The organism is Micromonospora sp. NPDC047707, assembly GCF_040704235.1.
GTDB lineage: Bacteria > Actinomycetota > Actinomycetes > Mycobacteriales > Micromonosporaceae > Micromonospora.
The window spans coordinates 21,033-45,916 of the sequence record NZ_JBEYSU010000030.1 but is presented as its reverse complement, the minus strand read 5'-3'; the positions used below and the strand labels follow the sequence as shown (position 1 = coordinate 45,916).

The window sequence follows — 24,884 nt, the reverse complement described above, 5'->3', positions numbered from 1 at the left end:
CGATGTTCGGACAAAAACTTTCAGGCGCCGTCGTCGGCCTTGGCCTCGTCCGCTTCCTTGCCCAGCCGCGCCTCGACCGCCTGCGGCTCGTACATCTCCTCGACGACACGCAGGTAGAGCTCGTTCGGGTTGGGCAGGTTCTTGATCTCGCGCAGCGCCTGCTCCTGGCCGGCGGACTCCAGCACGAACGTGCCGTAGTTGAGCGCACGCCCGGCCGGCGTCTGCTCGTACTTCATGTCGGTGACCCGGACCAGGGGCATCATGGCCACCCGCCGGGTGATGATGCCGTTGACCACCATCACCCGCTTGTTGGTCAGGATGAAGCGGTCATACCACCAGTCGGCGACCTTCCACGCCACCCAGCCCATCACCGCGAACCAGAGCAGCACCGCGACGGTGGTGAGGGCGCCCACGTCCTGCCCGGCGAGGAAGCCGGAGAGGTAGCCGAGCACGAAGGTGGCGGCGATGCCGATGAGCAGCGGCGTCGCGAGGTGGATCCAGTGCCGCTTCCACTCGCCCCGGTACCGCTCGGTGGGGAACAGGTAGCGGGCGACGAGGGAACTCGGCTCGTCCTCCAAGGGCAGCACCCGGCGCGGTGCCATGCCGGCCGCGTCCGCCCGCAGACCGGCCAGCTCGTCCTCGGAGATCTGGGGCGGCTGGTAGCCGGCTTCGGGATCACGGATCCACGCCCGGCCCGACCGCCCCTCACCCGCGTAGCCCGGACCGTCACCGAAGCCGGCGTCGTCCGAAAGGGAAGGGCCGTCGGACAGGCCCGGACCGGAGCCGTAGCCCGGCCCGTCGTCCGGGCCGATGCGGGGGATGGGCTCCGTGTCTCGCTCCCGGCGCTCCCGGTCTGGGTCGTCGGGGTCGAAGGGGGGACCGGAGGGGCTGCCCATCGACGGCTAGGCGACGAGGTTGGTGAAGAAGTCGCCGAACCCCTGGGCGATGTCCACGATGCCGCCGCCCAGGGACTTGAAGACGTCGGCGGCGGAGTTTGGCCGGTAGGCGATGAAGAAGATCAAGAATGCGATACCAGCCCAGGTGAGGACCTTCTTGACCATGGCGGGCCATCCTCTCGCGCGGCGCCGGGTCCGTCTACCGAAGCGGCACTCAGAGTATCAGCGCCGTGTCGTACAGTTATTCCTGCGTCCGTTCTCCGACATTCCGGGTGACTTGTCAAGCCTTCCCGTGCAGATACGGAGATGGTGCGCCGTAGACGAGCTCGGGTGGCATCCACTCGGCGAGGTCGCACAGGATGACGTCCTCGGCGAGCAGATGACCCGCACTCGCCGGCCAGGCTATCGCATGCAGCCACATTCCCCGAGCTTCGCCGGCGTACGCGCTTCGATCTGTCGGCGAGCTCACGAGCCACAGTGGAGTGGGGTGGCCGCCCACCCGGATCCTGGCCTGGCCGTGGTGCTCCGGATGCCCCGGCCCCGGATCGGTCAGCGCCTCCGCGAGCTGCGGACCCGGGTCGGGCCCGGTGATGCCGGCGAAGCGCGTCCCCAGCCCGACGCCCGGCTCCTCGGCCACGAAGACCAGGTCCGCCGGGCCGCCGCCGAGCGGCTCGGGCCCGGCGCAGGCGATCGCCGTGGCGCGCACCCCGGTCCGGTCGTCACCGGCGTACGCCACACCGGTCATCGTCCATCCCGGTGGCAGCGGCCACGGGCACCAGAGCGGGACCGCCGGCCGTTGCGGCGGGTCGGCGGCGGCGGTGACGCGGTCGACGACGCTGGCGACGATCTCCGCCCCGATGCGCTCCGGCACGTGCAGCGGCGGGACCGGCCCGCACAGGAGGCATCGCGACTCGGAGTGCATGAGGTCCGGCGGCCGGACCTCGCCGCCGCACCGGGGACAACTCACCGCGACGCTCACCACCCCACGGTCACCCCGTGGAGCGACCCCGTCAAGCGGAGCGGGCATTTCCGTTCACCTGGTGCCGACCGCTCAGGCTGGCGGCGGTCCGCCGTACGCGCGGACCCAGGCGTGCATGGCGATGCCGCTGGCCACGCCGGCGTTGATCGACCGGGTAGAGCCGTACTGGGCGATCGAGAAGAGCTCGTCACAGGCTGCGCGGGCGGCGTCGGAGAGGCCCGGCCCCTCCTGGCCGAACAGCAGTACGCAGCGCCGGGGCAGCGTCGTGGTCTCCAGTGGCCGGGATCCGGGCAGGTTGTCGATGCCCACCACGGGCAGCCCCTCGCCGGCCGCCCAGGCCACGAAGTCCTCGATCGTCTCGTGGTGCCGTACGTGCTGGTAGCGGTCGGTCACCATCGCGCCCCGCCGGTTCCACCGGCGCCGGCCGACGATGTGGACCTCGGCGGCGAGGAACGCGTTGGCGTTGCGGACCACCGTGCCGATGTTGAGGTCGTGCTGCCAGTTCTCGATCGCCACATGGAAGTCGTGCCGGCGCCGGTCGAGGTCCGCCACCACCGCCTCCCGCCGCCAGTAGCGGTACCGGTCGACCACGTTGCGCCGGTCGCCGGTGGCGAGCAGTTCCGGGTCGTACCGCGGGTCGTCCGGCGGGTCGCCCTCCCACGGGCCCACACCGACGTCGAGCTGTTCACCGGTCACGGTCACAAGACGTTACGGCCACCGCCGGCACGGGTCAGCGCAGGCCCAGCGCGTCGCCGAGCCGGTCGAGGAACCGGCGGTCGGCGGGACCGGGGAACCGGTCCCCGCCCGGCTCCGCCCGGCACACGCGGGCCGCGACCGACTGCACCCACTGGCGGTACGCCGCCGAGTCGGCCGGGTCGGCGCGCCGCTGGAGCACCCGGGCCGCGGCCCGGGCGGCGGCCAGCAGGTCCACCAGGGTCTGCGTCGACGCCCCGGGCGGCGCCGTCGACAGTGACCCCAGGTCGGCGAACCGGCCGGCCGACGGCGACGCGCCGTCGTGGCGGGCGTAGATCGCGGCCACCACGGCACGGACCAGGTCGCTGTCGAACGCCCGACCGGCCGCGACGGCGTCGAGCCCGGCCAGCCCGGCGGTGACCCCGCGTCCCGGGCGCCCCGGGCCCGGGGCGGCGGCGGCCACCACGACGCGGCCGGGCAGGGTGGTGAGCAACTCCCACTCGGCGGTGGAGTAGACGGCGGTGGTCAGCGGTACGGCACGACGGCCGGCAGAGGACGGCTCTCCGGCGACGGAGTGGCTCATGGGGACCTCCGGCGTCAGCATATGCCCCGGTTCACCGGACAGGGCCCCTTCCATGCGCAAACGCCGGAATAGGCCGCCGGGCCGGGCGGCGTCACGCGCCCGGCCCGACCCGGTACGCCTGTCTCAGCGCGGCTCGGGGAAGCTCGGCCGCTCCGGGTCGACGCCCTCGGACACCGCGGCCGCGGCGTACTCCTTCTTCGGCACCATGACCTTGCGCCGGAAGACACACACCAGCGTGCCGTCCTGGTTGTAGCCGCGGGTCTCCACGGCCACCACGCCGCGGTCCGGCTTGGAGGACGACTCCCGCTTGTCCAGCACGGTGGTCTCGCCGTAGATCGTGTCGCCGTGGAACGTGGGGGCGACGTGGCGCAGGGACTCGATCTCCAGGTTCGCGATCGCCTTGCCGCTGACGTCCGGGACCGACATGCCGAGGAGGAGCGAGTAGATGTAATTGCCCACCACCACGTTCCGCTTGAACTGGCTGGACGTCTCGGCGTAGTGGGCGTCCATGTGCAGCGGGTGGTGGTTCATGGTGAGCAGGCAGAAGAGGTGGTCGTCGTACTCGGTGACCGTCTTGCCCGGCCAGTGCCGGTAGACCGCGCCGACCTCGAACTCCTCGTAGTAGCGGCCGAACTGCATCCTTGTCCCCTTCGACGGGCGGCGATGGAGTTCGGCACAGCATGCCTTATCGGGTGTTAAGGCGAGGAGCGGGGCGGTGGCGGCCGGGAAATGTCACATCGGCGGCGACCTGGGGGGAGACGCAATGAACGGCGGGGCCCTCCCCGGCACCCGCCGCCCACGCTCTGATGCGAAAGATTCTGCCCCACCCGACCATCCAACGGACAGAGACGGGGATCACATTTATCCTTTTGTAACACTACTCTCGGTCACTGAGATCAGTTGTGGGAGCGATCTCTGACGCTGGGTACCACCATGTCAGGCCTCAAGTTACCGATTCGTAACAGCCGCTGGCCGCGATCTCAATGGAAACGCTCCCATCACCCCTCGTCACGCAAGTGCGGCATGCACTTGCGCTCCGCACACTCACCCGCCACCGACGGCGGTCGATGATGGTGATCCACCCGCCCGCGCCTTCCCGAGCCGTTTCAGCCCCTCTGGACCGGGAATTCGACGAGGTACGCCCTGGTTCCACCAGACGTAGCTATTCCGCGGTGATCGGAGAGATTCCCATGGCAACCGTTGAGCTGACCACGGCAAACTTCGACGAGGTGACCAGCCGCGACGGCATCGTGCTGGTCGACTTCTGGGCCGACTGGTGCGGCCCCTGCAAGCGGTTCGCCCCGGTCTACGAGCGCTCCTCGGACAAGCACCCCGACCTCGTCTTCGGGAAGGTCGACACCGAGGCCCAGCAGGAGCTGGCCGCGAAGTTCGACATCCGGTCCATCCCGACCATCATGGCGATCCGCGACGGCGTCATCGTCTTCGCGCAGCCGGGTGCGCTTCCCGAGTCGGCCCTGGAGAACCTGATCGAGCAGGTCGAGGGGCTCGACATGGACGACGTCCGCAAGAAGCTCGCCGAGCACAAGCACTGATCCACGCACCGATGACGGCCGGGCCCGCATGGGCCCGGCCGTTCCTCGTCACGCCCGCGAGGATCACCGGCCGCCGGCGGCCAGGGTCGCCAACATCCCCTCGCAGCTCCGTACGACGACCTCGGCGCCACGCCGCTGCGGCAGGCGGAGCAGCGGATCCTCCGCCCGGTCCCGCCATCGCCACTGCGCCTCGGCCGCGGCCTGCCAGAGCTGGTGGGCCGGTGCGTCGTGCTCGAAGCCGAGCCGGGCGGCCAGCCCGACTCCGTCGCCGCCCACCAGCCGACGCGCCTCCGCGGCCAGTTCCGTGTCGAAGCCGAGCCCGGCGCCGCGCAGCGCCGCGAGCAGGCGCAACTCCTGGAACTCGTGCGCCCCGGCGAGAATCCGCTCGGTCGAGCCGAGCAGCTCAGCGGTACCGGGACCCGGCTCGTCCCGCAGCACCTCCTCCAGCCCGACCAGCGCCGAGCGCGCCTTCAGCGTCTCCTGCCGGTCGATGAAGAGCCGGCTCACGGACTCCCGCAGCTCGGTCAGGCCGCTACGCCGGATCAGCTCCCCGGACAGCTTGGTCCGGCTGTCGCAACCCGTACGTACCAGGGTCGTCGCCAGCCGGACCCCGAAGAGCCCCAAGCGGTCCAGCAGCGCGGCGCGCTGCGCGGCGTCCACGCGTGCCGGCGGCTCCCCGCGGAGGAACCGCTCGGCGGAGAGCAGGTACGCCTCCAGCTCGGGCCGTGGAACGCGGGCCAACTCCGCCAGCGCGGCGAACTCGGACCCGGTGAGCAGCCGCCCGGCCAGCCCGACCAGACCGCTGCAGGCCAGCACGGTCAGGGACAGCGCCCCGACCGCCGGGTCCCGGTGCATCCGCCGGGCCAGCTGGCGGGCGGTCAGCAACGCGTCGACGCGTCCGCCGCCGACCTCGTCGGCACGGGACAGCACCAGCATCATGTTCACCGGGGCGACCTGCCCGGTGGCGGTCTCCCGGGCGGCGGTCAGCACGCGCAGGTCGGAGGCGCGCCCGTCGCGGGTCAGGTAGAGCACCGCGTCGGCGTCGCGCAGCACCCGGTCCAGCACCGTCGCCCGACCGTGCTCGTCCGGACCGGTTACCGGCGGCGTGTCGATCAGGGTGAGCTGCCGCAGCGCCCGGGTGGGCCACCGGACCACGATGTCCCGCAGCTCCCCCGCCCGCCAGCCGACCAGGTCCACCCGCATCCCGGTCGCGGACTTGACGACGGTCAGGTCCCGCGGCGGATGGCCGGTCGGGTACGCGGTGGCGCGCGGGCGGTCGCCGTCCTCGTACCAGGTGAAGAAGGTGTCGCCGTCCGCTCCCTCGACGGGCGCGACCTCCTCGCCCATGATCGCGTTGAGGAGCGTGGACCGGCCGGACCGCCACGGCCCGGCGATCGCCACTCGCAACGGCTGCTCCAACCGGGCCAGCTCGCCGCGCAGGCGGCCGGTTGCCCGGGGGTCGTCCCGGTAGAGCTGGAGCGCGCGGTGCAGGAGGCCCCACACCTCCTCCACCAGGGTGGTCGCGGCCGTCACGTCAGGTTTTCCAGCGGTACGGAGGCCGGTCGCCCCACGGCGAGCTGCTGGGCCTGCTCGTAGAGCGCGGCCAGCCGGGTGATCTTCAGCCGGATCTCGCGCTGCCGCTGGTCGCGGGCCGCCGCGTCAGTGTCGGCCGCCGCCTTGGCGCTCCGAAGCGAGCGGATGATTCCCTCCTGGAGCTCCTCGGTCAGGACGGCGAAGTGGTCCCGCAGCATCCGCTGCACCTGGCGGGCGGTGTCGCGGCGGTCCCGGGTGGCGCGGACGAAGAAGTCGTCGACGTGCCGCTGCACGGCGGCCTTGACGGTGGACTGGCGGCGGCGGAGCAGTTGCCGGCTCTCGTCATGGATGCTCTTGCCACCGAACAGCGCACCGGCGCCGATCGAAACCGGGTTGATCATCGGCATCCCGGCCAGCGTCAACGCCAGGCCGAACATCAGCAGGCCGCCGTACGAGCCCTTCATCCCCGTCATGACCTTCTGGGTGGCGGTGAACCGGTCGACCCGGGGACGTTCCATCTCGGGGAGCCGTTCCGCGAGGTGCTCCGGCACCACAGCGGACCAGGGCGGCAGGACGTCGTGGCCGTACCGGGCGAAGTGGGCCGCCACGCGGCGGGCGACCCAGTCGCAGCGCTGGACGAGCCACTCCCGGTTCGACTCCGCCGCCTCGACGAGGCTGCGGTCCAGCCACTCCTGGAAGGTGTCCCAGGCGGTCAGGGGGTCGGCGGAGTCGAACGCCTCGTCGACCGTACGCAGGATCTCGCGGGTGCGGTCACGCAGGTCGTACTCGAGGTCGGAGATGAGATCGGTCATCTCGTCGGCGAGCGTGTTCTGCCATCGAGTGGAGCACCGGCGCAGCTCGTCCACCTCACGCTGGGCGGCGTGCAGCCGGGAGATCGGCCCCGTGTCCTTCTCGGCCTCCCGGCTCTCCAGTTCCGCGCGCAGCGGCGCGGCGAGCTGTTCCAGGACCGTACGCGCGGTCAGGCCGACCGCCGCGCGGGCCAGCGGGTCCGGCTTGCCGGCCAGGTCCCGTCGCAGCCGGGCGATCAGCGCCGGGAAGCCGGACTCGGCGTTGAGGGCGTGGTCGTCGGTGGCGGCGGCCCGCAGGCGCAACGCGGCCGAGACGGGGATCAGCGGCGCCGGGACGCCGGCCTCCGCCAGGTGCTTCCGGTTCCGCTCGGCGACGGCACGCCAGTCCGGCACCAGATCCGTCCGGGTCTGGATCACCACCACGTTCGGATGCGACCGGGTGACGTGCAGCAGCATGTTGAGTTCGGCGACGGACAGCTCCCGGGTCGAGTCGGAGACCAGGAGCACGGTGTCGGCCCGGGCCAGCGTGGCAGCCGGGACGCCCGCGCCGATCGCGGTCACCTCGTCGGTGCCGGGCGTGTCCACCAGCACCAGTCCCGCCTTGAGCAGGGCGCGCGGCAGTCCGATCTCGACGTGCGCGGGCCCGCTTCCGGCGTGCCGGCCGAACGTGCCGGCGACCCCGGCGGCGATCCGGTCCAGCGGCACCGGCGTCCGCTCGGCGTTCGCCGGTACGGGACCGACCGCCGGCCGCACGGCGGCGGGATCCTCGACCATCGTCGCCACCGGCGCCTCCGCGTACCCCACCACGGTCGGCAGGACGGTCGTGGCACCGTCGCCGACGGGGCACACCGGAGCGTTGACGATGGCGTTGACGAGTTGGCTCTTGCCCTGCTTCGGCTCACCGACGACCAGCACGCGAAGCGTCGGATCCAGCAACTGGACCCGCTTCCGGCGTACCGTCTGGAGCAGGTCACCCCGGCCGTACGCCTGACACGTACGGCCGATCTCGTCCAGGATGTCCAGCCAGATCCCCGCGACCACGCAACAAGTGTGCTGATTTAAACGTAATTATCAAGAGGGATCGGATAGGGCCGGGTGGAGGGCCGGGCCGGGATGGGTGACCCGGCCCTCCGTTCCCCTCCCGCGAGGTGCGGTCAGAGCAGCCCACCGGTGATGTCCAGCAGGCCGCCGTTGCCGGAGGCGCTCGCGCCGCCGGTCGCGTCCCCGTCACTCCGCAGGTTCAGGCCGACACCGTCGGTCACGCCGCCCACGGTGCCGGTGGCCCCGGACAGGACACCGTCCACCGGCTGCGTGACGCCGCCCACGGTGGACGGAACGTCGACCGACGACACCACGCCGGACACGGCGCGGTCCACGCCGAGCCCCTCCAGGGTGTCGTCGACGCCGAGCGACCCGACGACGCCGTCGATCTGCGCCTGGGTGCCGGGAAGGACGCCCAGGTCGCCGCCGAGCAGCCCGTCGCCGTACTGCCCGTACTCGGCGGTGCCGAGAGTGCCGTCGACGCCGCCCACGGTGCCCGTGACGTCCCCGACGACCGGGTCCGCGACGGTGTCCACGGCGCCGACGACGTCGGCGTCCAGGGTGTGCGTCACGTCGTGCACGCCGGTCAGGTCGGTGGTGAGGCCGGTCGGCCCCACGCCCAGGCCGATCCCGGGCAGCACGTTCACGCCGGCGGACACGGTGGCCGGGTCGACCGCGATGGCGCCGAGGACGCCCGCCTTGACGTCCACACCGTTGTACGAGGTGCCGACGCTGATCTGCTGCGTCACGGCCTGCAACTGGCCGACCACGTCGGTCGCGTCGGTCACCAGCGGGTCGACCCCGAGCTGCTCGGTCGTCGTCGCGAGCGGCACCAGACCCTGCACCGGGGCGTAGTCCACCACCAGCGGCACCACGTCCTGGACGTCGGCGGCGGTGATGTCGGTGAGGCCCGCAGCCTGCAGCGCACCCTCCGGGTCCAGGTCGAAGGCCGCCCGGGCGTCGGGGTCGGTGAGCAGGTTGAGTACGAAATCGTGCAGGGTCTGGTGCGAGTCCATGGGCCCGTTCTCCTCGACGTAGCGGTCCAGCGATCGTTCGCCGGCAGCGACGATATGGACGGAAGCCGGCGCGGCACATCGGGGACCGGCCCGCAACCGGGCCCGCGGCGCGGGGGGCACCGACGCTCCTCCGTTAGGGGGAATGGGGGATCCGGGACGGCCAGAGTTAGGGTCTCGACGCCGGAGTGATCTCTGGTACGAACGTAGGAGCCCCCGGGAGGTCACCGGGGTGGGCCGTCCGGTGCACGGGCACCGTCGCTGTCGGCCGGGCCAGCTCGCGCCGGAAAGAAGCGAATGTCGTACGTCCTGGGGATAGACATCGGAAACACGAACACGGTCGCCGCGGTCGCCCGGCGGCAGGGCGCGACGTGGGCCCGCCCGGAGACGGTCGTCCTGGACGGCAGGTCGACGACCGTGCCGTCGGTGCTGCACGTGTCGGTCGACGGAACGCTCATCGTCGGTGAACCCGACCCGCCGGACCCCGGCCGCACCGCACGGTGTTTCCTGCGCCGGGTCGGCGACGAGGTGCCCCTGCTCCTCGGCGGCGAGGCGTGGCCCCCGCACACGCTGACCGCCGCGCTCGCGGCGTGGGTGGTCGACCAGGTGGCCGGCGCGGAGGGCGGGCCCGCGGAGGCGCTGGTGTTCAGCCACCCGTCGAGCTGGGGCCCGCACCGGCGGGACCTGCTGCAGTGGGCGCTGCGGGAGGTCGGCCTGCACCACGTGACGTTGCTGCCCCGCGCGGTGACCGTGGCGGAGAGCCACGCCGCCCGCGGCGTCGTGGACGGGACGGCCGCCGTCTACGCCCTCGGCGGCGAGACGTTCGAAGCGGCGCTGGTGCGGCGGACGCCGTACGGCACGTACGAGACGTTCGGCCGCCCGCAGGCGCTGGACACGGTCGGCGGCGTCGACTTCGACGAGGCGCTCGCCGAGCACGTACGGACCGTGCTCGCCCGGGACCTCGCCGCCGTCGACCCGCTCGACGCGCCGGTGGTCCTGCGTACCCTGCTGCCGCAGTGCGAACTGGCCAGGCGTGGCCTCAGCCTGGGCGACGAGGTGGACGTGCTGCTGGCCCTACCCGGCGGCACCCGCCGGGTGCCGGTGACCCGCCCGCAGTTCGAGACCATGATCCGGCCGGCCGTCCGGGCGACGGTCGACCTGCTGGTTCACGCCGTCCACTCCGCCGTACCGACCCCGGCCCAGCTCGACGGTGTCCTGCTCGCCGGGGGCTCCGCCCGGGTCCCGCTGATCGCCGACCTGCTCACCGCCGCCCTCGGGATCCCGGTCGAGGTGGAACCGGATCCCCACCACACGACCGCCGTCGGGGCGGCACTCGCCGCGTGTCAGGTGATCTCGCCGTCGCCGCGGCCCCCCACGCCACGGGAGACCCCTCCCGCCGCCACCCGGTACGCCGCCGAGGCCGTCGGACCCCGGCGCGATGACCGCCACCCGGCGGTGCCGGACGAACCACCACCGCGCCCCCCGGTCCGGACCGCCCCGCTGGACCTGCCGAAGGCGTCCCGGCTCACCCGGATCAGGGCACGCGGACGCGAAGGATGACCATGATGATCATGAGCAGCACCCGCCCCTCGCGGCCGGTCCCGGGCACCGCCCCGCACGCCCTGCTCGAGACGGTCACCGCGGACCCCGACGGGCCGCTGGCGCTCGCGCTGAGCGCCCCGGCCGGCCACGGCAAGACCTTCCTCCTCCAGGAACTGGCCCGGATCCACCGGCAGGCCGGTCTCCCGGTGCTGACGTCCGTGCCCGACGCGGACACCCCGGTCGAGCCGGAGGCGATGCTCCTGATCGACGATGCCCACCTCCTCGACGCGCCCCGGCTGCACCGGCTGCGGGACCTCGCCGTCGCGGGCCACCGCCTGGTGGTCGCCCACCGGCCCTGGCCGCGCCGCGCCGAGCTGCTCCGGCTCACCGGCACGCTCCGACGGCCGGCGGCTCCGCTGCTGCCGTTCACGCCGGACCAGACCGCCGCCTGCCTCGGCGCCGAGCCCGGGCTGGACCGGCGGCCCGACCTCGCCGACTTCGTGCACCGGCAGACCGGGGGTGTGCCGCGGGACGTGGTGCGGCTGCGCCGCGCCCTGGCCGACGGGGAGCGGGGACCGGACGTCCCCAGCCAGCCGCCGCGGTCCGTCCTCCTGGAACTCGGCCCCGACCTGGCCGGCGTGAGCGCCGACGCCCGCCGGCTCCTGCTGGCTCTCGCCGCGGGCGTCACCCTGCCGGTGGACCTGCTGGGCGACCTGCTCGACCGTGGGCCGGAGGCGGTGGACGAGCTGATCGCCGAGACCGTGGCCGCCGGGCTCCTCGGCGCGGACCAGCAGATCACGCCCCTCGTCCGGCGGGCGGTCGTCGCGCTCTCCCCCACCGCCGACCGGGCGGCGGTGTGGCGCCGCCTGGCCGAGTCGCAGCTCGCGCGGGGCGGCCCGCTGCTTCCCCTGGTCCGCGCCATCGCCCCCGCCGGCGGCACGGCGGCGTGCCCGGCGCCGGTGCTGATCGCCGCGGCGGAGGAGGCCCTCGCCGGGGAGCCCACCCTCGCCGCCGAGCTGTACGCGTCGGCCACGGCGGCCGGGCATCCCGCCGCCGCCCGGCAGGCGCTCGCCGTCGCCCTCGCCGGCGACCTCGACGCCGCCCTCCGGCTGGCCGACCGGCTGCTGGCGACCGCCGCCCCCACCGAGCGCGCGGAGGCGGCGCTGGTCGCCGCCACCGCGCTGGCCCACCGGGGCCAGGCGCGCCGCAGCGTCGAGCTGTACCGCTGGTCGGGGAGCCCGCCGTCGGCCGCGTTCGCCGCCGTCGGCGCGCTGGCCATCGGACACCCCGACGCCGACGCGCCGACGTCCGGCGACACCGGCGCGCCACCCACCCTGCACGGCAGCGCCGCCCGGTTGCTGGCCGAGGGGGTACGCGCCAGCGTCGACGGCCCGCCCACCGCCGCCCTCTCCACGCTCGTGCAGGCCGCCGCGCTGCTGGAACCGGACGGCCGGGCGGTCCTCCTGCCGGACAGCCCGGCGGCACTCGCGGCGTTGACCGGGATGCACTGCGGTGAGCTGGACATCGCGGAGGGCGTCCTGCACCGTGCGGTGGCCAGCGGCGTCGGAGGGCCCCTGATGGTCCCCCGGCACCGGCTCCTGCAGGCGTGGATCGCGATGCTCCGGGGCCGTACGGTCGCCGCCGGCGGCGCGCTGGCCGAGATCGGGGCCGGTCGGGTCCTGGAGTCGAGGGATCTGCTCTTCGCCACCGCCCTGGAACTGGGCGTCGCGCGGCGCAACAGTGACCTCGCCGGCCTCCAGCGGGGCTGGGGACGCGCGCTGGAGGCGGTCGTCCGGCACCCGGTCGACCTGTTCACCCTTCTGCCTCTCGGCGAGCTGGCCGTGGTCGCCGCCCGGCTCGGGGACCTGCCCCGGCTGGAGCCGTACCTGCGGGAGGCCCGCGAGCTGCTCGGCCGGCTGGGTGATCCGCCACTGTGGAGCACGCCGCTGCACTGGAGCGGGCTGCACGCGGCGATCCTCGCCGACCAGCCCGCGGTCGCCGACGAGCACGTCGCCGCGCTGCTCGCCACGGCTGACCGCAGCCGGTACGCGGCGGTGGTCGCCGCCGCCGGGGCGAGCTGGGTCGAGGTGCTGCGCGGGTCGGTCGACCCGGTGCGCGTGGAGGCGGCCGCCCGCGGGTTGCACGACGTGGGACTCCGCTGGGACGCCGCCCGGCTGGCCGGCCAGGCGGCGATCCGCACCGCCGACCGGAGGGCGATGACGACGCTGCTGGACTGCGCCCGAATGCTCCAGGAACGGCCGCCCACCCAGCGGGGCGGGCAGCCGTCGGCGACGGGTGGCGGGACGGACGCGGAGGGCGGCACCGGCGGCCCGCGGCACCGCCTCAGCGAACGCGAACAGGAGGTGGCGGAGCTCGTGGTCGCCGGGTTGACCTACCGCGAGATCGGGGACCGGCTCTTCATCTCGGCCAAGACCGTGGAGCATCACGTGGCCCGGATGCGGTCCCGGCTGAACTGCGCGAGCCGCGCCGAACTGCTGGCTCTGCTGCGGACCGCCGTGGCGGACCGGTCGAGCAGCGCCGGCGCCGGGTTCTGGCCGGAGCGGAGGACGCGATGAGCCCGACCCAGGACCGCGCGATCCGTACGCGCCTGCTCGCCCTGGCGGCCGTGCTGCTCGTCCTCTGGGCGTACGCCGCCTACCTGACCAGCCGGGACACCGCCGACATGCTCCGGGTCCGGGCCTTCGCCGGGGGCCTCGGGCAGCCGGCCGACCGGCTGATCCTCGCCCTGCAGGCCGAGCGCCGGCTCACCGTCGGCGCGATCGCCCGTGGCGAGCCGCCGGTCACCCTCGCCGACGTCCGCGCCGGCACGGACCGGGCGGTCACCGGGGTGGAGACCGGTCGGGACACGCTCAGCCTCCGGCTGCTCGGCGGCGGCGAGGCCCGGGACCGGGCCGGCGACCTCGCCGGCAGGCTGCGCGACCTGGCCGACCTCCGGTCCCGGATCGATGCCGGACGGGTCCGGTGGGCCGACGCGGCCGCCGGCTACGACGGACTGGTCGACGCCGCGTTCGCGGTCTACGGGCCGGCGTGGAGCACGCGGGACAGCGACCTGGCGGCCGAGACCCGTGCCGTGGTCGCCCTGGCCCGGGCCCGCGAACTGCTCGCCCGGCAGGACGCCGTGCTCACCGGCGCGCTGGCCGGCGGGCTCTCTTCCGAGGACCGCCGGCACCTGGCCGGGCTCGTGGCCGTCCAGCGGCACGCCCGCGCCGAGGCGGCCGCACACCTTCCCGCCGACGGGCGGGACGACTACCGGCGGCTGGTGGAGAGCCCGCGGTTCCTCGGCCTGCTGCTGGCGGAGGACCGGCTGACCGGCGCCGGCGCCCCACCGACCGAGGAGGCCTGGCGCTCCGGCGTCGAGCCGGCTCTCGGCGGGCTCGACGAGCTGGTGCGGAGCACGGCCCGGCGCAGCGTCGAGCGGGCCGGCGTGGACGCCGCCGTCGCGCTCGGGTGGGCCGGTGCCGTGGTGGGGCTCGGGCTGATCACCGTGCTCGGCGTGCTCTGGGGCTGGGCCCGGGCCGTACGTCCGCTGACCCGGCCCGCGTCCGGCGTGGCCGCGGCCCCCGGGGAGCTGTTCCTCCAGCTCACCCGGCGCAACCAGGCCCTCCTGCGGGCGCAGCTCGACCTGCTCGACGAGATGGAGCGACGTGATCGCGCCCCGGAGGACTCGGCCGACCTCTTCCGCCTGGACCACCTCGCGACCCGGATCCGGCGGAACGTGGAGAAGCTGGTCACCCTGGCCGGTGGGACGCCGGCCCGGCGGTGGCGGCGGCCGGTGCCACTGCTGGACGTGGCGCGGGGCGCGATGGCCGAGGTGCCCGACTACGAGCGGGTGCTGGTCGCGCCGCACTGGCCGTGGGAACTGGCGGGACCGGCCGCCACCGACGTCGTACACCTGCTGGCCGAACTGATCGAGAACGCCCTCGCGTTCTCGCCCGCGAACACCACGGTACGGGTCACCGGCGTCCCCGCCGGCCCGGGTTGCCAGGTCGTCGTCGCCGACGACGGGCCGGGCCTGCCGCCCGAGCTGCGGGCGGAACTGGAGGGCCTGCTGGCCGATCCCCCGCCGGACGTCCCACCCGGACGGGCGGGTCTGTACGCCGCCGCCCGCCTCGCCACCCGCTGCGGCGCCACGATCTTCCTGCGCCCCGGCCGACGTGGGGGCACCGAGGCCGTCGTGGACCTCCCCGCGTCCCTGGTGACGCCGGTCGGCGCACCCGCCGGGTCGAACGGACGCGTACCGCGCCTGGCCGACCGGGTCGGCGCGCCGGACCAGCCGCCGGGTCGGGTCCAGCCGTCCGAGCAGCCGTCGGCCGGGCCCGCGACCGTCGAGATCCCCGCCGCGACGGCGGGCGGACCGACCAACCCGGCGTACGTCGCGCCGGCTCCCACGGCCACGAACGGAGAGACCGGTGGACCACTCCGGAGACCGTGAGGAGGCGTGGTACGACGACGACGCCGGGCCGGTGGCGCGCCCGTACACGGTGACCCGCGGCCGGACCGCGCCGGTGGGACGGTTCGATCTGATCGCCCTGGTCGTGACCCGGCCCGGTGCGGTCGTGCCGGGCGGGCTCTTCCCGGAGCACCGGGAGATCCTGCGGCGCTGCCGGCAGCCCCTCTCGGTGGCGGAGGTGGGCGCGGTGCTCGACCTGCCGGTGGGCGCCGTCCGGGTACTGCTCGGTGACCTGGTGGAGGCCGGGCTGGTCGAGACGCGGGAACCGTCCTCGCCCGGCGAACGGCCGTCCATGGAACTGCTCACCGCGCTGCTCGCCGGACTTCGCTCCCTGTGACCGCGGACGACGACGGAGCCGGCCCGGGTGGGCGGGACGCCTCCGGCGGAGAACTGAAGGGTAAGGACTTGCCGGCATCACCGCGCGAGCCACGGCGGACCGTGGCCATCATCATCCTCGACTGGCTCGTGGCCAGGGCCGGGTCCGTCGCGCGCACCCTGGGCGGCCGGGACGGCTCCCGTGCCGGGTGGGTCGCCGTCGGCGCGGCGCTGGGCGTCATGGCGGCGACGGTGGTGTCGGTCGTCCTGGTGCTGCGCGCGCCGGAGCGACTGGCGCCGGTGGCGCTCGATCCACCGCCGGACGTGACCGTCGTCGAGCCGCCGCCGGCCGGGACGCCCGGGCGGAAGGCGAGCCCCGCCTCGGCCCGGCCGGCACCGACCCGGAGCGGCCCCTCCCGCACGCCGCCACCGGCCAGCCCTTCGGCCACGCCGGCGCCGTCCTCGGCGCCGGCCGCTCCCCCGACACCCGCCGCGCTGACCGCGGCGTTCGCCGTCACGGACACCGCCCTGCTCAGCTACCGGGCCGCGGTGACGATCGGCAACCCGGGCAGCGGTCCGGTGCCGGGCTGGACGCTGGTGATCACGCTGCCGGAGGAGTCGCTCCACGTCACGGCCGTCGAGGGCGCGCGGGCGAGCCGCGACGGCGCGAACTGGACGTTCGTACCGGACGGACCCGGCGGGCAGGTGCCCGGCCAGGGCTCGCTACGTGTGTCGTTCCGGGTGAGCGGCTCCTCCGTCAGCTCGTTGCCGACGGCCTGCACGATCGACGGCGCAACCTGCACCGGGCTCTCCGACTGACCGGCGGTCCTTGCGTACGGCTCGCACACGTGTTCGAATAGGGCATGCGCTGGGACAACCTCTCCGCTCCCCCGGACGAGGGGCGTCCCGACGGGCCAGCGCCAGCGACGCCACCCCTGCCGCTGGCGCTGCCCGGCGCGATCGCCCGCACCTTCGACACGCCCGGTTTTGCCGGCATGACCTTCTACGAGGTGCGGGCCAAGTCGATCATCAATCGGGTGCCCGGCGCCTCCCGCGTTCCCTTCGAGTGGACGATCAACCCCTACCGCGGCTGCAGCCACGCGTGTGTCTACTGCGTGTCGGGCGACACCCCGATCCTCATGGCCGACGGCCGGCAGCGGCAGCTTCGCGACGTGGAGATCGGCGACCGGATCTTCGGCACCGAGCGCCGGGGCGGGCGTCGCCGCTACGTCGTCACGACCGTGCGCGCCAAGTGGTCCACCGTCAAGCCGGCGTACCGGTTGACGCTCGACGACGGCACGACCCTGGTGGCGAGCGGCGACCACCGGTTCCTCTCCGACGAGGGCTGGCGGTACGTCGCCCCGGGCGCGGGTCGCCGGCGGCGGCTGGTCCCGGGCGAGCGGCTGCTCGGCACCGGCTCGTTCGCCGAGGGCCACAAGGACTCGGCGGACCACGACCGCGGGCACCACCATGCGACGTCGGCCGGCCGGCCACCTCCTCCGGGCCGAGCCGGTGACCGGGCCGAGAAGCCGGACGCGCCGACCGACGAGTGGCTCCTGGGGCTGCTGGCCGGGGCGTACGACCGGGCCGGCCGGCCCAACAGCGGCGCGCTGCGCATCGGCCTGCCGGACTGCGATCTGTTCCACGACGTCACCGCGGCGCTCGAGCACTTCGGCTTCACGTTCGTCCGGGAGGACCACAACCTTCCCGGTGGGCCCCGCCAGCTCCGGTTGACCGGCGGGCTCCGCGAGCGCCTGCGGTTCCTGCACCTGACGGGGGCCGCGTCGGGCCGTCTGGTCGAGGGGGCGCCGGTGCCCCGCGTCACGGCGCCGCGCGTAACCGCCGTCGAGCCGCTCGGTGTGGAGTTGCCCCTGTTCGACATCACCACCGGCACCGGGGACTTCATCGCCAACGGGGTGGTCAGCCACAACTGCTTCGCCCGCAACACCCACACCTACCTCGACCTGGACGCGGGCGCGGACTTCGACCGCAAGGTGATCGTCAAGGTCAACGCGGGTGAGCTGGTCCGTCGCGAGCTGGCCGCGCCGCGCTGGCGCGGCGCGCACGTCGCGATGGGCACCAACGTGGACTGCTACCAGCGCGCCGAGGGCCGCTACCAGCTCATGCCGCAGATCATCGGCGCCCTGCGGGACTTCGCCAACCCGTTCTCGATCCTCACCAAGGGCACCCTGATCCTGCGCGACCTGTCCCTGTTGCGCCAGGCCGCCGAGGTGACCCGGGTCGGCATCTCGTACTCGGTCGGCTTCGTCGACGAACGCCTGTGGCGGGCGGTCGAGCCGGGCACGCCGAGCCCCCGCCGCCGGCTGGACGCGGTCCGCCGGCTCACCGACGCCGGCTTCGCCGTCGGGGTGCTGATGGCGCCGATCCTCCCCGGGCTCAGCGACGACGACGAGTCGATCGACGCGACCGTGTCGGCGATCGCCGCCGCCGGCGCCGCCAGCGTGACGCCGCTGGCGCTGCACCTGCGCCCCGGCGCCCGGGAGTGGTATGCGCGCTGGCTCGGCCGCGAGTTCCCCCACCTGGTGCCCCGCTACCGGGAGCTCTACCGGTCCGGCGCGTACGCCCCGCAGTCGTACCAGCGGGAACTCACCGCCCGGGTGCGGATCGCGGCGCGTCGGCACGGCCTGCACCGGGGCGAACGCGGCGACAACCGCCAACTGTCCGAACCGAGGCCCGTGCCCCCGGCCGCCGAGCAACTGTCGCTGCAGTAGCCGGCCGCCGCTACGCTGCCCGGCGTGCGGGAGATCATCGACGCCGCCCTGCGGCGACAGCGCCGCGCCGCCACGGGCGCCGTGATCCTCGGCGCCCTCCTCGGGCTTCTCTGCCTGTTGTGGAAGGACGACCCGGCCCGGCTCCTGCCGACGGCCGCCCCGCTGGCCGTGCTGTTCGCCTACTACGGATTCTTCCGTCGGCCGAGCCGGGCCGGGCTACGACAGGCACCCGACCGGTCCGCGTTCTACGCGCCGCCGCGCGGTGCGGTGACGTTCGTGTCCGTGTTCCTCGCGTGGCTGCCCTCTCAACTCGTCTGGTACGGCGGCCGGTGGGAGCGGGACGCCTTCTGGTGGATGTTCCTGCTGGGCTCGGTGGCCGCCATCGCCGTGGTCGGGCACCGGCAATGGACACGGCTCCCGATGCTCCGGATCACCCCCGACGGCGTCGCCTCCGACGGGCCGCAGCGCGCCATGGTCCTACCCTGGTCGGCGCTGGACCCCCTCGGGCCGCCGCCGGCGACGGAGCACGACAGCGAGCTCCGCCTGCCCCTCGCCCGCCCCGAGCAGGTGACCCGACGCCGCCGTCGGCGGGCCGAGGAGCGGGTGTGGCTGCGCGACCTCGACGTGGCACCACCGCACCTGGCCGCCGCGATCAACCATTACCTGCGCCACCCCGAACACCGCGCGGCGATCGGGACGCCGGAGGAGTTCGCGCGGCTGCGTCGTGCGCTCGGCGGCGCGTCCTGACCGTCGGAGTTAGAGTCGGCGGGTGCGCTCTCCTCAGCAGATCCTCGCCGACTCCGCCGTGATCGCCGTCGTGGGCGCGTCCCGCGACCCGCGCAAGGCCGCGCACAGCGTCCCGTTGCAGATGCAGCGGTACGGCTGGCGCATCATCCCGGTCAACCCGACGGTTGACGAGTTGTTCGGCGAGCGGGTCTACCGTTCGCTGGCCGACATCCCGCACCCGGTCGACCTGGTGGACGTGTTCCGGCCGGCCGAGGACGCGGTGGAGGTCGTCCGGGAGGCGGTGGCGATCGGCGTCCCGGCGGTCTGGTTGCAGCTCGGCATCGTGAGCCCGGAGGCGCGCCGGGTCGCGGAGGAGGCCGGCGTCGACTACGTCGAGGACCGCTGCCTGGTCGTGGAACGCGCCGCCGCCGGCCTGAACCGCCAGCCGCCGCGTTAAGAAGGGACCCCTCCTCTACCGGAGGCGTTGAGAAGGGGCCCTTCCTTTCACCTCAGAGCTTGTACTCCTTCAGGAGGCCGCGGGAGATGATGGTCTTCTGGATCTCCGAGGTGCCCTCGCCGATGAGCAGGAACGGCGCCTCCCGCATCAGGCGCTCGATCTCGTACTCCTTGGAGTAGCCGTAGCCGCCGTGGATGCGGAACGCCTCCTGCACCACCTCGGCGCAGTACTCGGAGGCGAGCAGCTTGGCCATGCCGGCCTCGACGTCGTTGCGCTGGCCGGCGTCCTTGAGCCGGGCGGCGTTGACCATGAGCGCGTGCGCCGCCTCGATCTTCGTACCCATCTCGGCGAGCTTGAACGCGACCGCCTGGTGCTTCGCGAGGGGCTGGCCGAAGGTGCGGCGCTGCTGGGCGTACGCTACGGCCAGCTCGAACGCCCGGATCGAGATGCCGCAGGCGCGGGCGGCCACGTTGACCCGGCCGACCTCGATGCCGTCCATCATCTGGTAGAAGCCGCGGCCGACCTTCTCCTCCCCGCCGAGCACGGCGGAGCCGGGAACGGTCACGCCGTCGAGCACCATCTCGGTGGTCTCGACGCCCTTGTAGCCCATCTTGTCGATCTTGCCGGGGATGGTGAGGCCGGGGGCGGTCTCGCCGAAGCCCGGCTCCTTCTCCAGCAGGAAGGTGCTCATGTTGCCGTAGACCGAGTCGGCCCCGGTGTCGGTCTTGACCAGCGTGGCCACCACCGAGGAGTACGCCCCGTTGGTCAGCCACATCTTCTGGCCGTTGATGACGAAGTTGTCGCCCTGGCGGACCGCCTTCGACTTGATCGCGGAGACGTCGGAGCCGCACTCCGGCTCGGACATCGAGAAGGCGCCGCGCACCTCGCCGGTCGCCATCTTCGGCAGCAGCCGGGCCTTCTGCTCCGCCGAGCCGTGCTGGGAGATCAGGTACGCCACGATGAAGTGGGTGTTGACGATGCCGGAGATCGACATCCAGCCCCGCGACAGCTCCTCGACCACCAGGGCGTAGGTGAGCAGGGACTCGCCCAGGCCGCCGTACTCCTCGTCGATGGTCAGGCCGAACAGGCCCATCTCCCGCATCCCGTCGAGAATGTCGGTCGGGTACTCGTCGGCGTGCTCCAGCCGCTGGGCGTGCGGGATGATCTCCTTGTCCGCGAACTCCCGGACGGTTTCCAGGATCGACCGCTGCACGTCGGTCAGGCCGGGTGTCTGGGCGAGTCGGGCCATCTCAGCCTCCGGGGGATCGGCGCATTACTCATGGGTAACTGAACGCTGGGTCAGTATCGGCCGCGCGGGCGGCGCCGCCAAGGTGACCAGTCCACACAACCGCTGTGAAAAGGTTCACCGCTCGGGGTAGCGTCCGGCAATAGGGACGTGATCCGGCAGGAGGAGGAGACCGTGAGCCAACCGCCGCCCCCGGATCCCGACCGGCCGCCGTCGCCCTGGGAGCAGCCCGCGCCGGGCCCGGAGCCGCCCCAGGGGTACGACCCCAACCAGCCGCCCCCACCGCCACCGCCACCCGGGTACGACCCCTACCAGCCGCCACCGGGGTACGACCCCCACCAGCCGCCACCGTCCTACGGGCCTCCTCCGGGCGGCCAGCCGTACGGGCAGCAGTGGGGCGCGCCACACGGCGGCTACGGGCCGCCCCCCGGCGGGGGCCGGGGGATGAACGTCCTGGCCGTCCTCTCGCTGGTGTTCGCCTTCGTGTTCGCGCCCGCCGGAATCGTGCTCGGCCACCTGGCGAAGCGGCAGATCAGCACCAGCGGCGAGGAGGGCGACCAGCTGGCCACCTGGGGGCTCATCCTCAGCTACATCTTCACCGGGCTCGGCGTGCTCGTCTGCTGCGGATGGATCGCGCTGTTCGCCATCGCCGGCAACGACGGGATGACGTACTGACGCCGGAGCCGCCGTCGGGCTGCGGCCCGACCGGCTGGGCGGGCCGCGCCGACCACGGCTCCGGCACAGTCAGCGGAACTGCGCCTCGCGGACGCTGTTGCCGCCGTCCACCACCAGCATCTGGCCGGTGATGTACGAGGCGGCCGGCGAGCAGAGGAAGGCGATCGCCGCCGCCACCTCGTCCGGCGTGCCGGGACGGCCGACCGGAGTGCCCAGGCCCTGCTTGATCTCCGCCATCGTCGACGCGGCGGTGTGGATGGTGCCGGGGGCGACGGCGTTCACGGTCACCCCGTCGGCGATCATCTCCATCGCCAGCGCCCGGGTCAGCCCGACGACACCGGCCTTCGCCGCCGCGTACGCGGCCTCGGTCGGCAGGGCGTTGACCGGCCCGGCCGTCGCCGCCAGGTTGACGATCCGGCCCCAGCCCCGCTCCGCCATCCCGCCGATGAACGCCCGGCTGCACAGGAAGGCCGTGGTGAGGTTGCGGTCGATCTCGCCCCGCCACTCGTCGTAGCTGAGCTGGGCGACCGGCCGCAGCACCTCCGGGCTCGCCCGGCTGGCCAGGCCCGCGTTGTTGACCAGCACCTCCACGTCACCGAGCTGCTCGGCGACGGCGTCCGCCAGCGCACCGACCTCCGACTCGTCGGTGAGGTCCGCGACGAAGCCGGTGACCCCCAGCTCGCCGGCCCGCTCGTGGATCCGCCGCGTGGTGGAGACGATGGCGACCCGGGCGCCCAGGTCGGCGAGGCGACGGGCGGTCGCGTACCCGATGCCGTCCGGGCTGCCGGCTCCGGTGACCAGCGCGACCTTGCCGTCGAGCCGCATCGTGACCGGCTCCGGCAGGGCAGCCGGCTCGTCGTGGTCGGCTGGGCCGGTCGCCAGCCGGCTGCGGCGGGCCAGGCCGGGACGGCTCGCGTCCCGTCTCGGTCGGCTGCCGGCTCTCGCGTCAATCGCCATGCCAGGATCCTGCCCGGTCACCGGGGTCCGGGCAACGCGGCACCCGGTGGTGGCGTCCTCGCATTTGCGTCCGGCTGATTACTCTGACGGCTCACCCGTACCTCGATGGAGAGCAGACGATGAGCTATCCCCCGCCGTCCGGCGGCTGGCAGGACCCGGCGTGGTCCGGTCAGCAGCCGACGCCTCCGGCCGACCCGACCCTCCCGGTGAGCGGTCAGCCCATTCCCACCCAGCCGACCGGCGGCGACCCGTACGCGCCGACTAACCCGTACCCGGGCATGCCCGGCGACCCGTACGCGGGCGTCAAGCAGACCTCGGGCCAGCCCGCGCCCGGCCCGTACGCCCCCGGCGGTTACCCGCCGCCGGCGCACCCCGGCTACGGCTACCCGCCACAACGGACGAACACCATGGCCATCGTGGCGCTGGTGCTGTCGCTCGTGGGTATCGCGTCCTGCATCACCGCGCCGATCGGGGCCATCCTCGGCCACGTGGCGCGCAAGCAGATCCGGCATACCGGCGAGGGCGGCGAGGGCATGGCGAAGGCCGCCATCATCGTCGGCTGGATCCTGACCGGTCTCCTGGTGCTGCTGATCGCCTTCTACGTGGTGGTGATCATCTTTGCCATCGCCTCCGAGGGCGGCAGCAGCGGTAGCAGCTTCTGAGCGGCACGGAAAGCAGCGTGCCGCCCCGGTGGACACCGGGGCGGCACGTGGACGGAAGCGACTACTCCGAGGGCGGGGTGAACGTCGAGGTGCGGCTCATCCCGGCCGCTCGGCCCTTCGCCGCGATCACCAGCGCCATCTTGCGGGACGCCTCGTCGATCATCTCGTCGCCGAGCATCACCGCGCCGAGCCTGCCGCCCGCCTCCGAGGTGTAGTGCTCGTACGCGTCGAGGATGAGCTCCGCGTGGTCGTAGTCGGCCTGGGCCGGCGAGTAGACGTCGTTGGCCGCGTCGATCTGCCCCGGGTGCAGCACCCACTTGCCGTCGAAGCCCAGCGCGGCCGAGCGCTTGGCCACCTCACGGAAGGCGTCGACGTCCCGGATCTGCAGGAACGGGCCGTCGATGGCCTGCTTGTCGTGCATGCGGGCGGCCATCAGGATGCGCATCAGGATGTAGTGGTAGGGGTCGCCCGGGTAGTCCGGGATCAGCGCGCCCACCACCAGCGACTTCATGTTGATCGAGGCCATGAAGTCGGCGGGGCCGAAGATGATGGTCTCCACCCGGGGCGACGCGGCGGCGATCGCGTCGACGTTCACCAGACCGGCCGCGTTCTCGATCTGCGCCTCGATGCCGATCCGGCCGACCTCGAGGCCGAGCGTCTTCTCCAACTGGGTGAGGGTCATGTCCAGCCACTGCACCTGGGCGGCGTTCTGCACCTTGGGCAGCATGATGCAGTCGAGGTTGGCGCCGGCGCCCTCGACGATGTCGATGACGTCCCGGTACGTCCACGGCGTGGTCAGGTCGTTCACCCGGACCACGCGGGTCTTTCCGGCCCAGTCGCCCTCGTTGAGCGCGGCGACGATGTTCTTACGGGCGTCCGGCTTCGCGAGCGGGGCGACCGCGTCCTCCAGGTCCAGGAAGACCTGGTCAGCGGGGAGGCCCTGAGCCTTGCCCAGCATCTTGACGCTGGAACCCGGTACCGCGAGGCAGGACCGGCGGGGGCGACCGACTGCGGCCATGGATGCGCTCCTTCCAGCGTGCGGCGGGCACGCCGACGCCACCTGAACGTGAGATTCCGAGAACTTAACGATCCCAAAGGGCGTTGTGACGCCACGGTAACCTCGTGCCGTGACCGGGGTGAATGGACCTGTGGAAGATCTCACTGGGCGTCGGCTGGTGGTGGTGACCGGGGCGAGCTCCGGCATCGGCCTCGCAGCCGCCGTCGACCTGGCCGCCCGGGGCGACCAGGTGGTGCTCGTCGGGCGCGACCCCGCCCGCCTCCAAGCCGCCGCCGAGCAGGTGCGGGACGCCGCCGGCGAGCGTCCCGAGCTGTTCCGGGCCGACTTCGCGGTCCTCGACGACGTGCGAGGGCTGGCCGAACGGCTGCGCGCCGCGTACGACCGCATCGACGTCCTGGCGAACAACGCCGGGGCGATCGTGCTCCAGCCGATCACCACCGTCGACGGGTACGAGCTGTCGATCCAGGCGAACCACCTCGCGCCGTTCCTGCTGACGAACCTCCTGCGCGACCGGGTCGGCCGGATCGTCGTCACCGCCTCGGGCGCGCACCGCAGCGGCTCGCTCGACCCGGACGAGCTCAACCGGCCGCTGCGCCGCTACCGCCCGATGAACGCCTACGGCACCAGCAAGCAGGCCAACATCCTCTTCACCGCCGAAGCGGCACGGCGCTGGCCGGACATCCCGGCGTACTGCTTCCACCCGGGCGTGGTGCGGACGCGGTTCGGCAACGACAGCCGGATGGTCGCGCTCGGCATGCGCCTGCTGCCGTTCCGCAGCCCGGAGAAGGGCGCGGAGACCCTGGTCTGGCTCGCCAACCAGGACCCAGACCGGCTGCGCAGCGGCGCGTACTACATGGACCGCCGGCTGCGCCGCCCGCTGCCCAAGGCGGCCGACCCGCAGCTCGCCGCCCGGCTCTGGACGGCCAGCGCCAAGGCTGTCGGCGTCGGCGAGTAGGCGGCCCGACGTCCCAGCCCGGTGTTGT

At 73.6% G+C, this 24,884-nt stretch carries 24 protein-coding genes; 12 read left to right on the top strand and 12 right to left on the bottom strand.

Translation table 11 applies throughout. The features are described 5' to 3' along the window. Positions 1-20 precede the first annotated feature (20 nt). The 6 genes from AB0873_RS25180 to AB0873_RS25155 all read right to left on the bottom strand — a co-directional run bounded on the left by AB0873_RS25180 (position 21) and on the right by AB0873_RS25155 (position 3,790). Positions 21-896, bottom strand: coding sequence for a PH domain-containing protein (locus AB0873_RS25180; protein ID WP_155329012.1), 876 nt, complete (start codon positions 894-896; stop codon positions 21-23). Positions 897-902: 6 nt separating this feature from the next. After that, positions 903-1,061: a hypothetical protein gene (locus tag AB0873_RS25175; RefSeq protein WP_168004014.1), complete on the bottom strand. Its 159-nt coding sequence runs from the start codon at positions 1,059-1,061 to the stop codon at positions 903-905. A 115-nt stretch (positions 1,062-1,176) separates the two neighbouring features. After that, positions 1,177-1,875 (bottom strand): DUF6758 family protein, encoded by a 699-nt coding sequence (locus AB0873_RS25170; protein ID WP_366602604.1) that lies wholly within the window; start codon positions 1,873-1,875, stop codon positions 1,177-1,179. Positions 1,876-1,947: 72 nt separating this feature from the next. Further along, positions 1,948-2,571 (bottom strand): RNA methyltransferase, encoded by a 624-nt coding sequence (locus tag AB0873_RS25165; RefSeq protein ID WP_155329013.1) that lies wholly within the window; start codon positions 2,569-2,571, stop codon positions 1,948-1,950. A gap of 34 nt (positions 2,572-2,605) precedes the next feature. Continuing rightward, a complete protein-coding gene (locus AB0873_RS25160; protein ID WP_366602602.1) occupies positions 2,606-3,172 on the bottom strand; it encodes a hypothetical protein in 567 nt (188 codons plus the stop codon). Positions 3,173-3,274: 102 nt separating this feature from the next. Beyond that, on the bottom strand, positions 3,275-3,790 hold the full coding sequence (locus AB0873_RS25155) for a MaoC family dehydratase (RefSeq protein ID WP_366602601.1): 516 nt from the start codon (positions 3,788-3,790) through the stop codon (positions 3,275-3,277). Between the two features lie 551 nt (positions 3,791-4,341). Here AB0873_RS25155 and trxA point away from each other — a divergent pair. Beyond that, positions 4,342-4,704 carry a thioredoxin gene (trxA, locus tag AB0873_RS25150; protein ID WP_155329016.1) on the top strand — a complete coding sequence of 121 codons (363 nt, stop codon included), beginning with the start codon at positions 4,342-4,344 and terminating at the stop codon, positions 4,702-4,704. Between the two features lie 63 nt (positions 4,705-4,767). Here trxA and AB0873_RS25145 read toward each other — a convergent pair whose 3' ends face one another. From AB0873_RS25145 to AB0873_RS25135, 3 genes are all read right to left on the bottom strand, one after another. Next, a complete protein-coding gene (locus tag AB0873_RS25145; protein ID WP_366602600.1) occupies positions 4,768-6,237 on the bottom strand; it encodes a hypothetical protein in 1,470 nt (489 codons plus the stop codon). Further along, the gene (locus tag AB0873_RS25140; protein WP_366602599.1) at positions 6,234-8,087 is read right to left on the bottom strand and encodes a dynamin family protein; all 1,854 of its coding nucleotides are present in this window, start codon (positions 8,085-8,087) and stop codon (positions 6,234-6,236) included. Before AB0873_RS25140 ends, AB0873_RS25145 begins: the two co-directional genes overlap by 4 nt. A gap of 113 nt (positions 8,088-8,200) precedes the next feature. Continuing rightward, complete coding sequence (locus AB0873_RS25135; protein WP_366602597.1) at positions 8,201-9,103, bottom strand: IniB N-terminal domain-containing protein; 903 nt, start codon at positions 9,101-9,103, stop codon at positions 8,201-8,203. Between the two features lie 294 nt (positions 9,104-9,397). Here AB0873_RS25135 and AB0873_RS25130 point away from each other — a divergent pair, with 294 nt between their 5' ends. From AB0873_RS25130 to AB0873_RS25095, 8 genes are all read left to right on the top strand, one after another. After that, positions 9,398-10,660, top strand: coding sequence for an Hsp70 family protein (locus AB0873_RS25130; RefSeq protein ID WP_366602595.1), 1,263 nt, complete (start codon positions 9,398-9,400; stop codon positions 10,658-10,660). An 11-nt stretch (positions 10,661-10,671) separates the two neighbouring features. Beyond that, the gene (locus AB0873_RS25125; RefSeq protein ID WP_366602594.1) at positions 10,672-13,218 is read left to right on the top strand and encodes a helix-turn-helix transcriptional regulator; all 2,547 of its coding nucleotides are present in this window, start codon (positions 10,672-10,674) and stop codon (positions 13,216-13,218) included. Beyond that, the gene (locus tag AB0873_RS25120) at positions 13,215-15,095 is read left to right on the top strand and encodes a nitrate- and nitrite sensing domain-containing protein (protein WP_366602592.1); all 1,881 of its coding nucleotides are present in this window, start codon (positions 13,215-13,217) and stop codon (positions 15,093-15,095) included. The genes AB0873_RS25125 and AB0873_RS25120 overlap by 4 nt, the downstream gene beginning before the upstream one ends. After that, positions 15,073-15,450 carry a DUF742 domain-containing protein gene (locus AB0873_RS25115; protein ID WP_366602591.1) on the top strand — a complete coding sequence of 126 codons (378 nt, stop codon included), beginning with the start codon at positions 15,073-15,075 and terminating at the stop codon, positions 15,448-15,450. The genes AB0873_RS25120 and AB0873_RS25115 overlap by 23 nt, the downstream gene beginning before the upstream one ends. A gap of 101 nt (positions 15,451-15,551) precedes the next feature. Then, the gene (locus AB0873_RS25110; RefSeq protein WP_366602589.1) at positions 15,552-16,247 is read left to right on the top strand and encodes a cellulose binding domain-containing protein; all 696 of its coding nucleotides are present in this window, start codon (positions 15,552-15,554) and stop codon (positions 16,245-16,247) included. A gap of 44 nt (positions 16,248-16,291) precedes the next feature. Further along, a complete protein-coding gene (locus AB0873_RS25105; RefSeq protein WP_366602587.1) occupies positions 16,292-18,160 on the top strand; it encodes an intein-containing Rv2578c family radical SAM protein in 1,869 nt (622 codons plus the stop codon). Between the two features lie 24 nt (positions 18,161-18,184). Beyond that, entirely contained in the window at positions 18,185-18,907 is a 723-nt protein-coding gene (locus AB0873_RS25100) for a hypothetical protein (protein WP_366602585.1), read from the top strand. 22 nt (positions 18,908-18,929) lie between these two features. After that, positions 18,930-19,343, top strand: a complete 414-nt coding sequence (locus AB0873_RS25095) for a CoA-binding protein (RefSeq protein WP_366602584.1) — start codon at positions 18,930-18,932, stop codon at positions 19,341-19,343. Positions 19,344-19,395: 52 nt separating this feature from the next. Here AB0873_RS25095 and AB0873_RS25090 read toward each other — a convergent pair whose 3' ends face one another. Next, the gene (locus tag AB0873_RS25090) at positions 19,396-20,592 is read right to left on the bottom strand and encodes an acyl-CoA dehydrogenase family protein (protein WP_155329029.1); all 1,197 of its coding nucleotides are present in this window, start codon (positions 20,590-20,592) and stop codon (positions 19,396-19,398) included. Between the two features lie 171 nt (positions 20,593-20,763). Here AB0873_RS25090 and AB0873_RS25085 point away from each other — a divergent pair, with 171 nt between their 5' ends. Further along, positions 20,764-21,264, top strand: coding sequence for a DUF4190 domain-containing protein (locus tag AB0873_RS25085; RefSeq protein ID WP_366602582.1), 501 nt, complete (start codon positions 20,764-20,766; stop codon positions 21,262-21,264). Positions 21,265-21,333: 69 nt separating this feature from the next. Here AB0873_RS25085 and AB0873_RS25080 read toward each other — a convergent pair whose 3' ends face one another. Continuing rightward, the gene (locus AB0873_RS25080) at positions 21,334-22,221 is read right to left on the bottom strand and encodes an SDR family NAD(P)-dependent oxidoreductase (RefSeq protein WP_155329031.1); all 888 of its coding nucleotides are present in this window, start codon (positions 22,219-22,221) and stop codon (positions 21,334-21,336) included. 119 nt (positions 22,222-22,340) lie between these two features. Between AB0873_RS25080 and AB0873_RS25075 the strand changes: the two genes are divergently transcribed. Beyond that, the gene (locus AB0873_RS25075; protein ID WP_366602580.1) at positions 22,341-22,883 is read left to right on the top strand and encodes a DUF4190 domain-containing protein; all 543 of its coding nucleotides are present in this window, start codon (positions 22,341-22,343) and stop codon (positions 22,881-22,883) included. Positions 22,884-22,944: 61 nt separating this feature from the next. On the opposite strand, the gene AB0873_RS25070 is transcribed toward AB0873_RS25075, so the two are convergent. After that, positions 22,945-23,901: a CoA ester lyase gene (locus AB0873_RS25070; protein ID WP_155329033.1), complete on the bottom strand. Its 957-nt coding sequence runs from the start codon at positions 23,899-23,901 to the stop codon at positions 22,945-22,947. Between the two features lie 130 nt (positions 23,902-24,031). Between AB0873_RS25070 and AB0873_RS25065 the strand changes: the two genes are divergently transcribed. Continuing rightward, positions 24,032-24,856 carry an SDR family NAD(P)-dependent oxidoreductase gene (locus tag AB0873_RS25065; RefSeq protein WP_366602577.1) on the top strand — a complete coding sequence of 275 codons (825 nt, stop codon included), beginning with the start codon at positions 24,032-24,034 and terminating at the stop codon, positions 24,854-24,856. Positions 24,857-24,884: the final 28 nt, after the last annotated feature.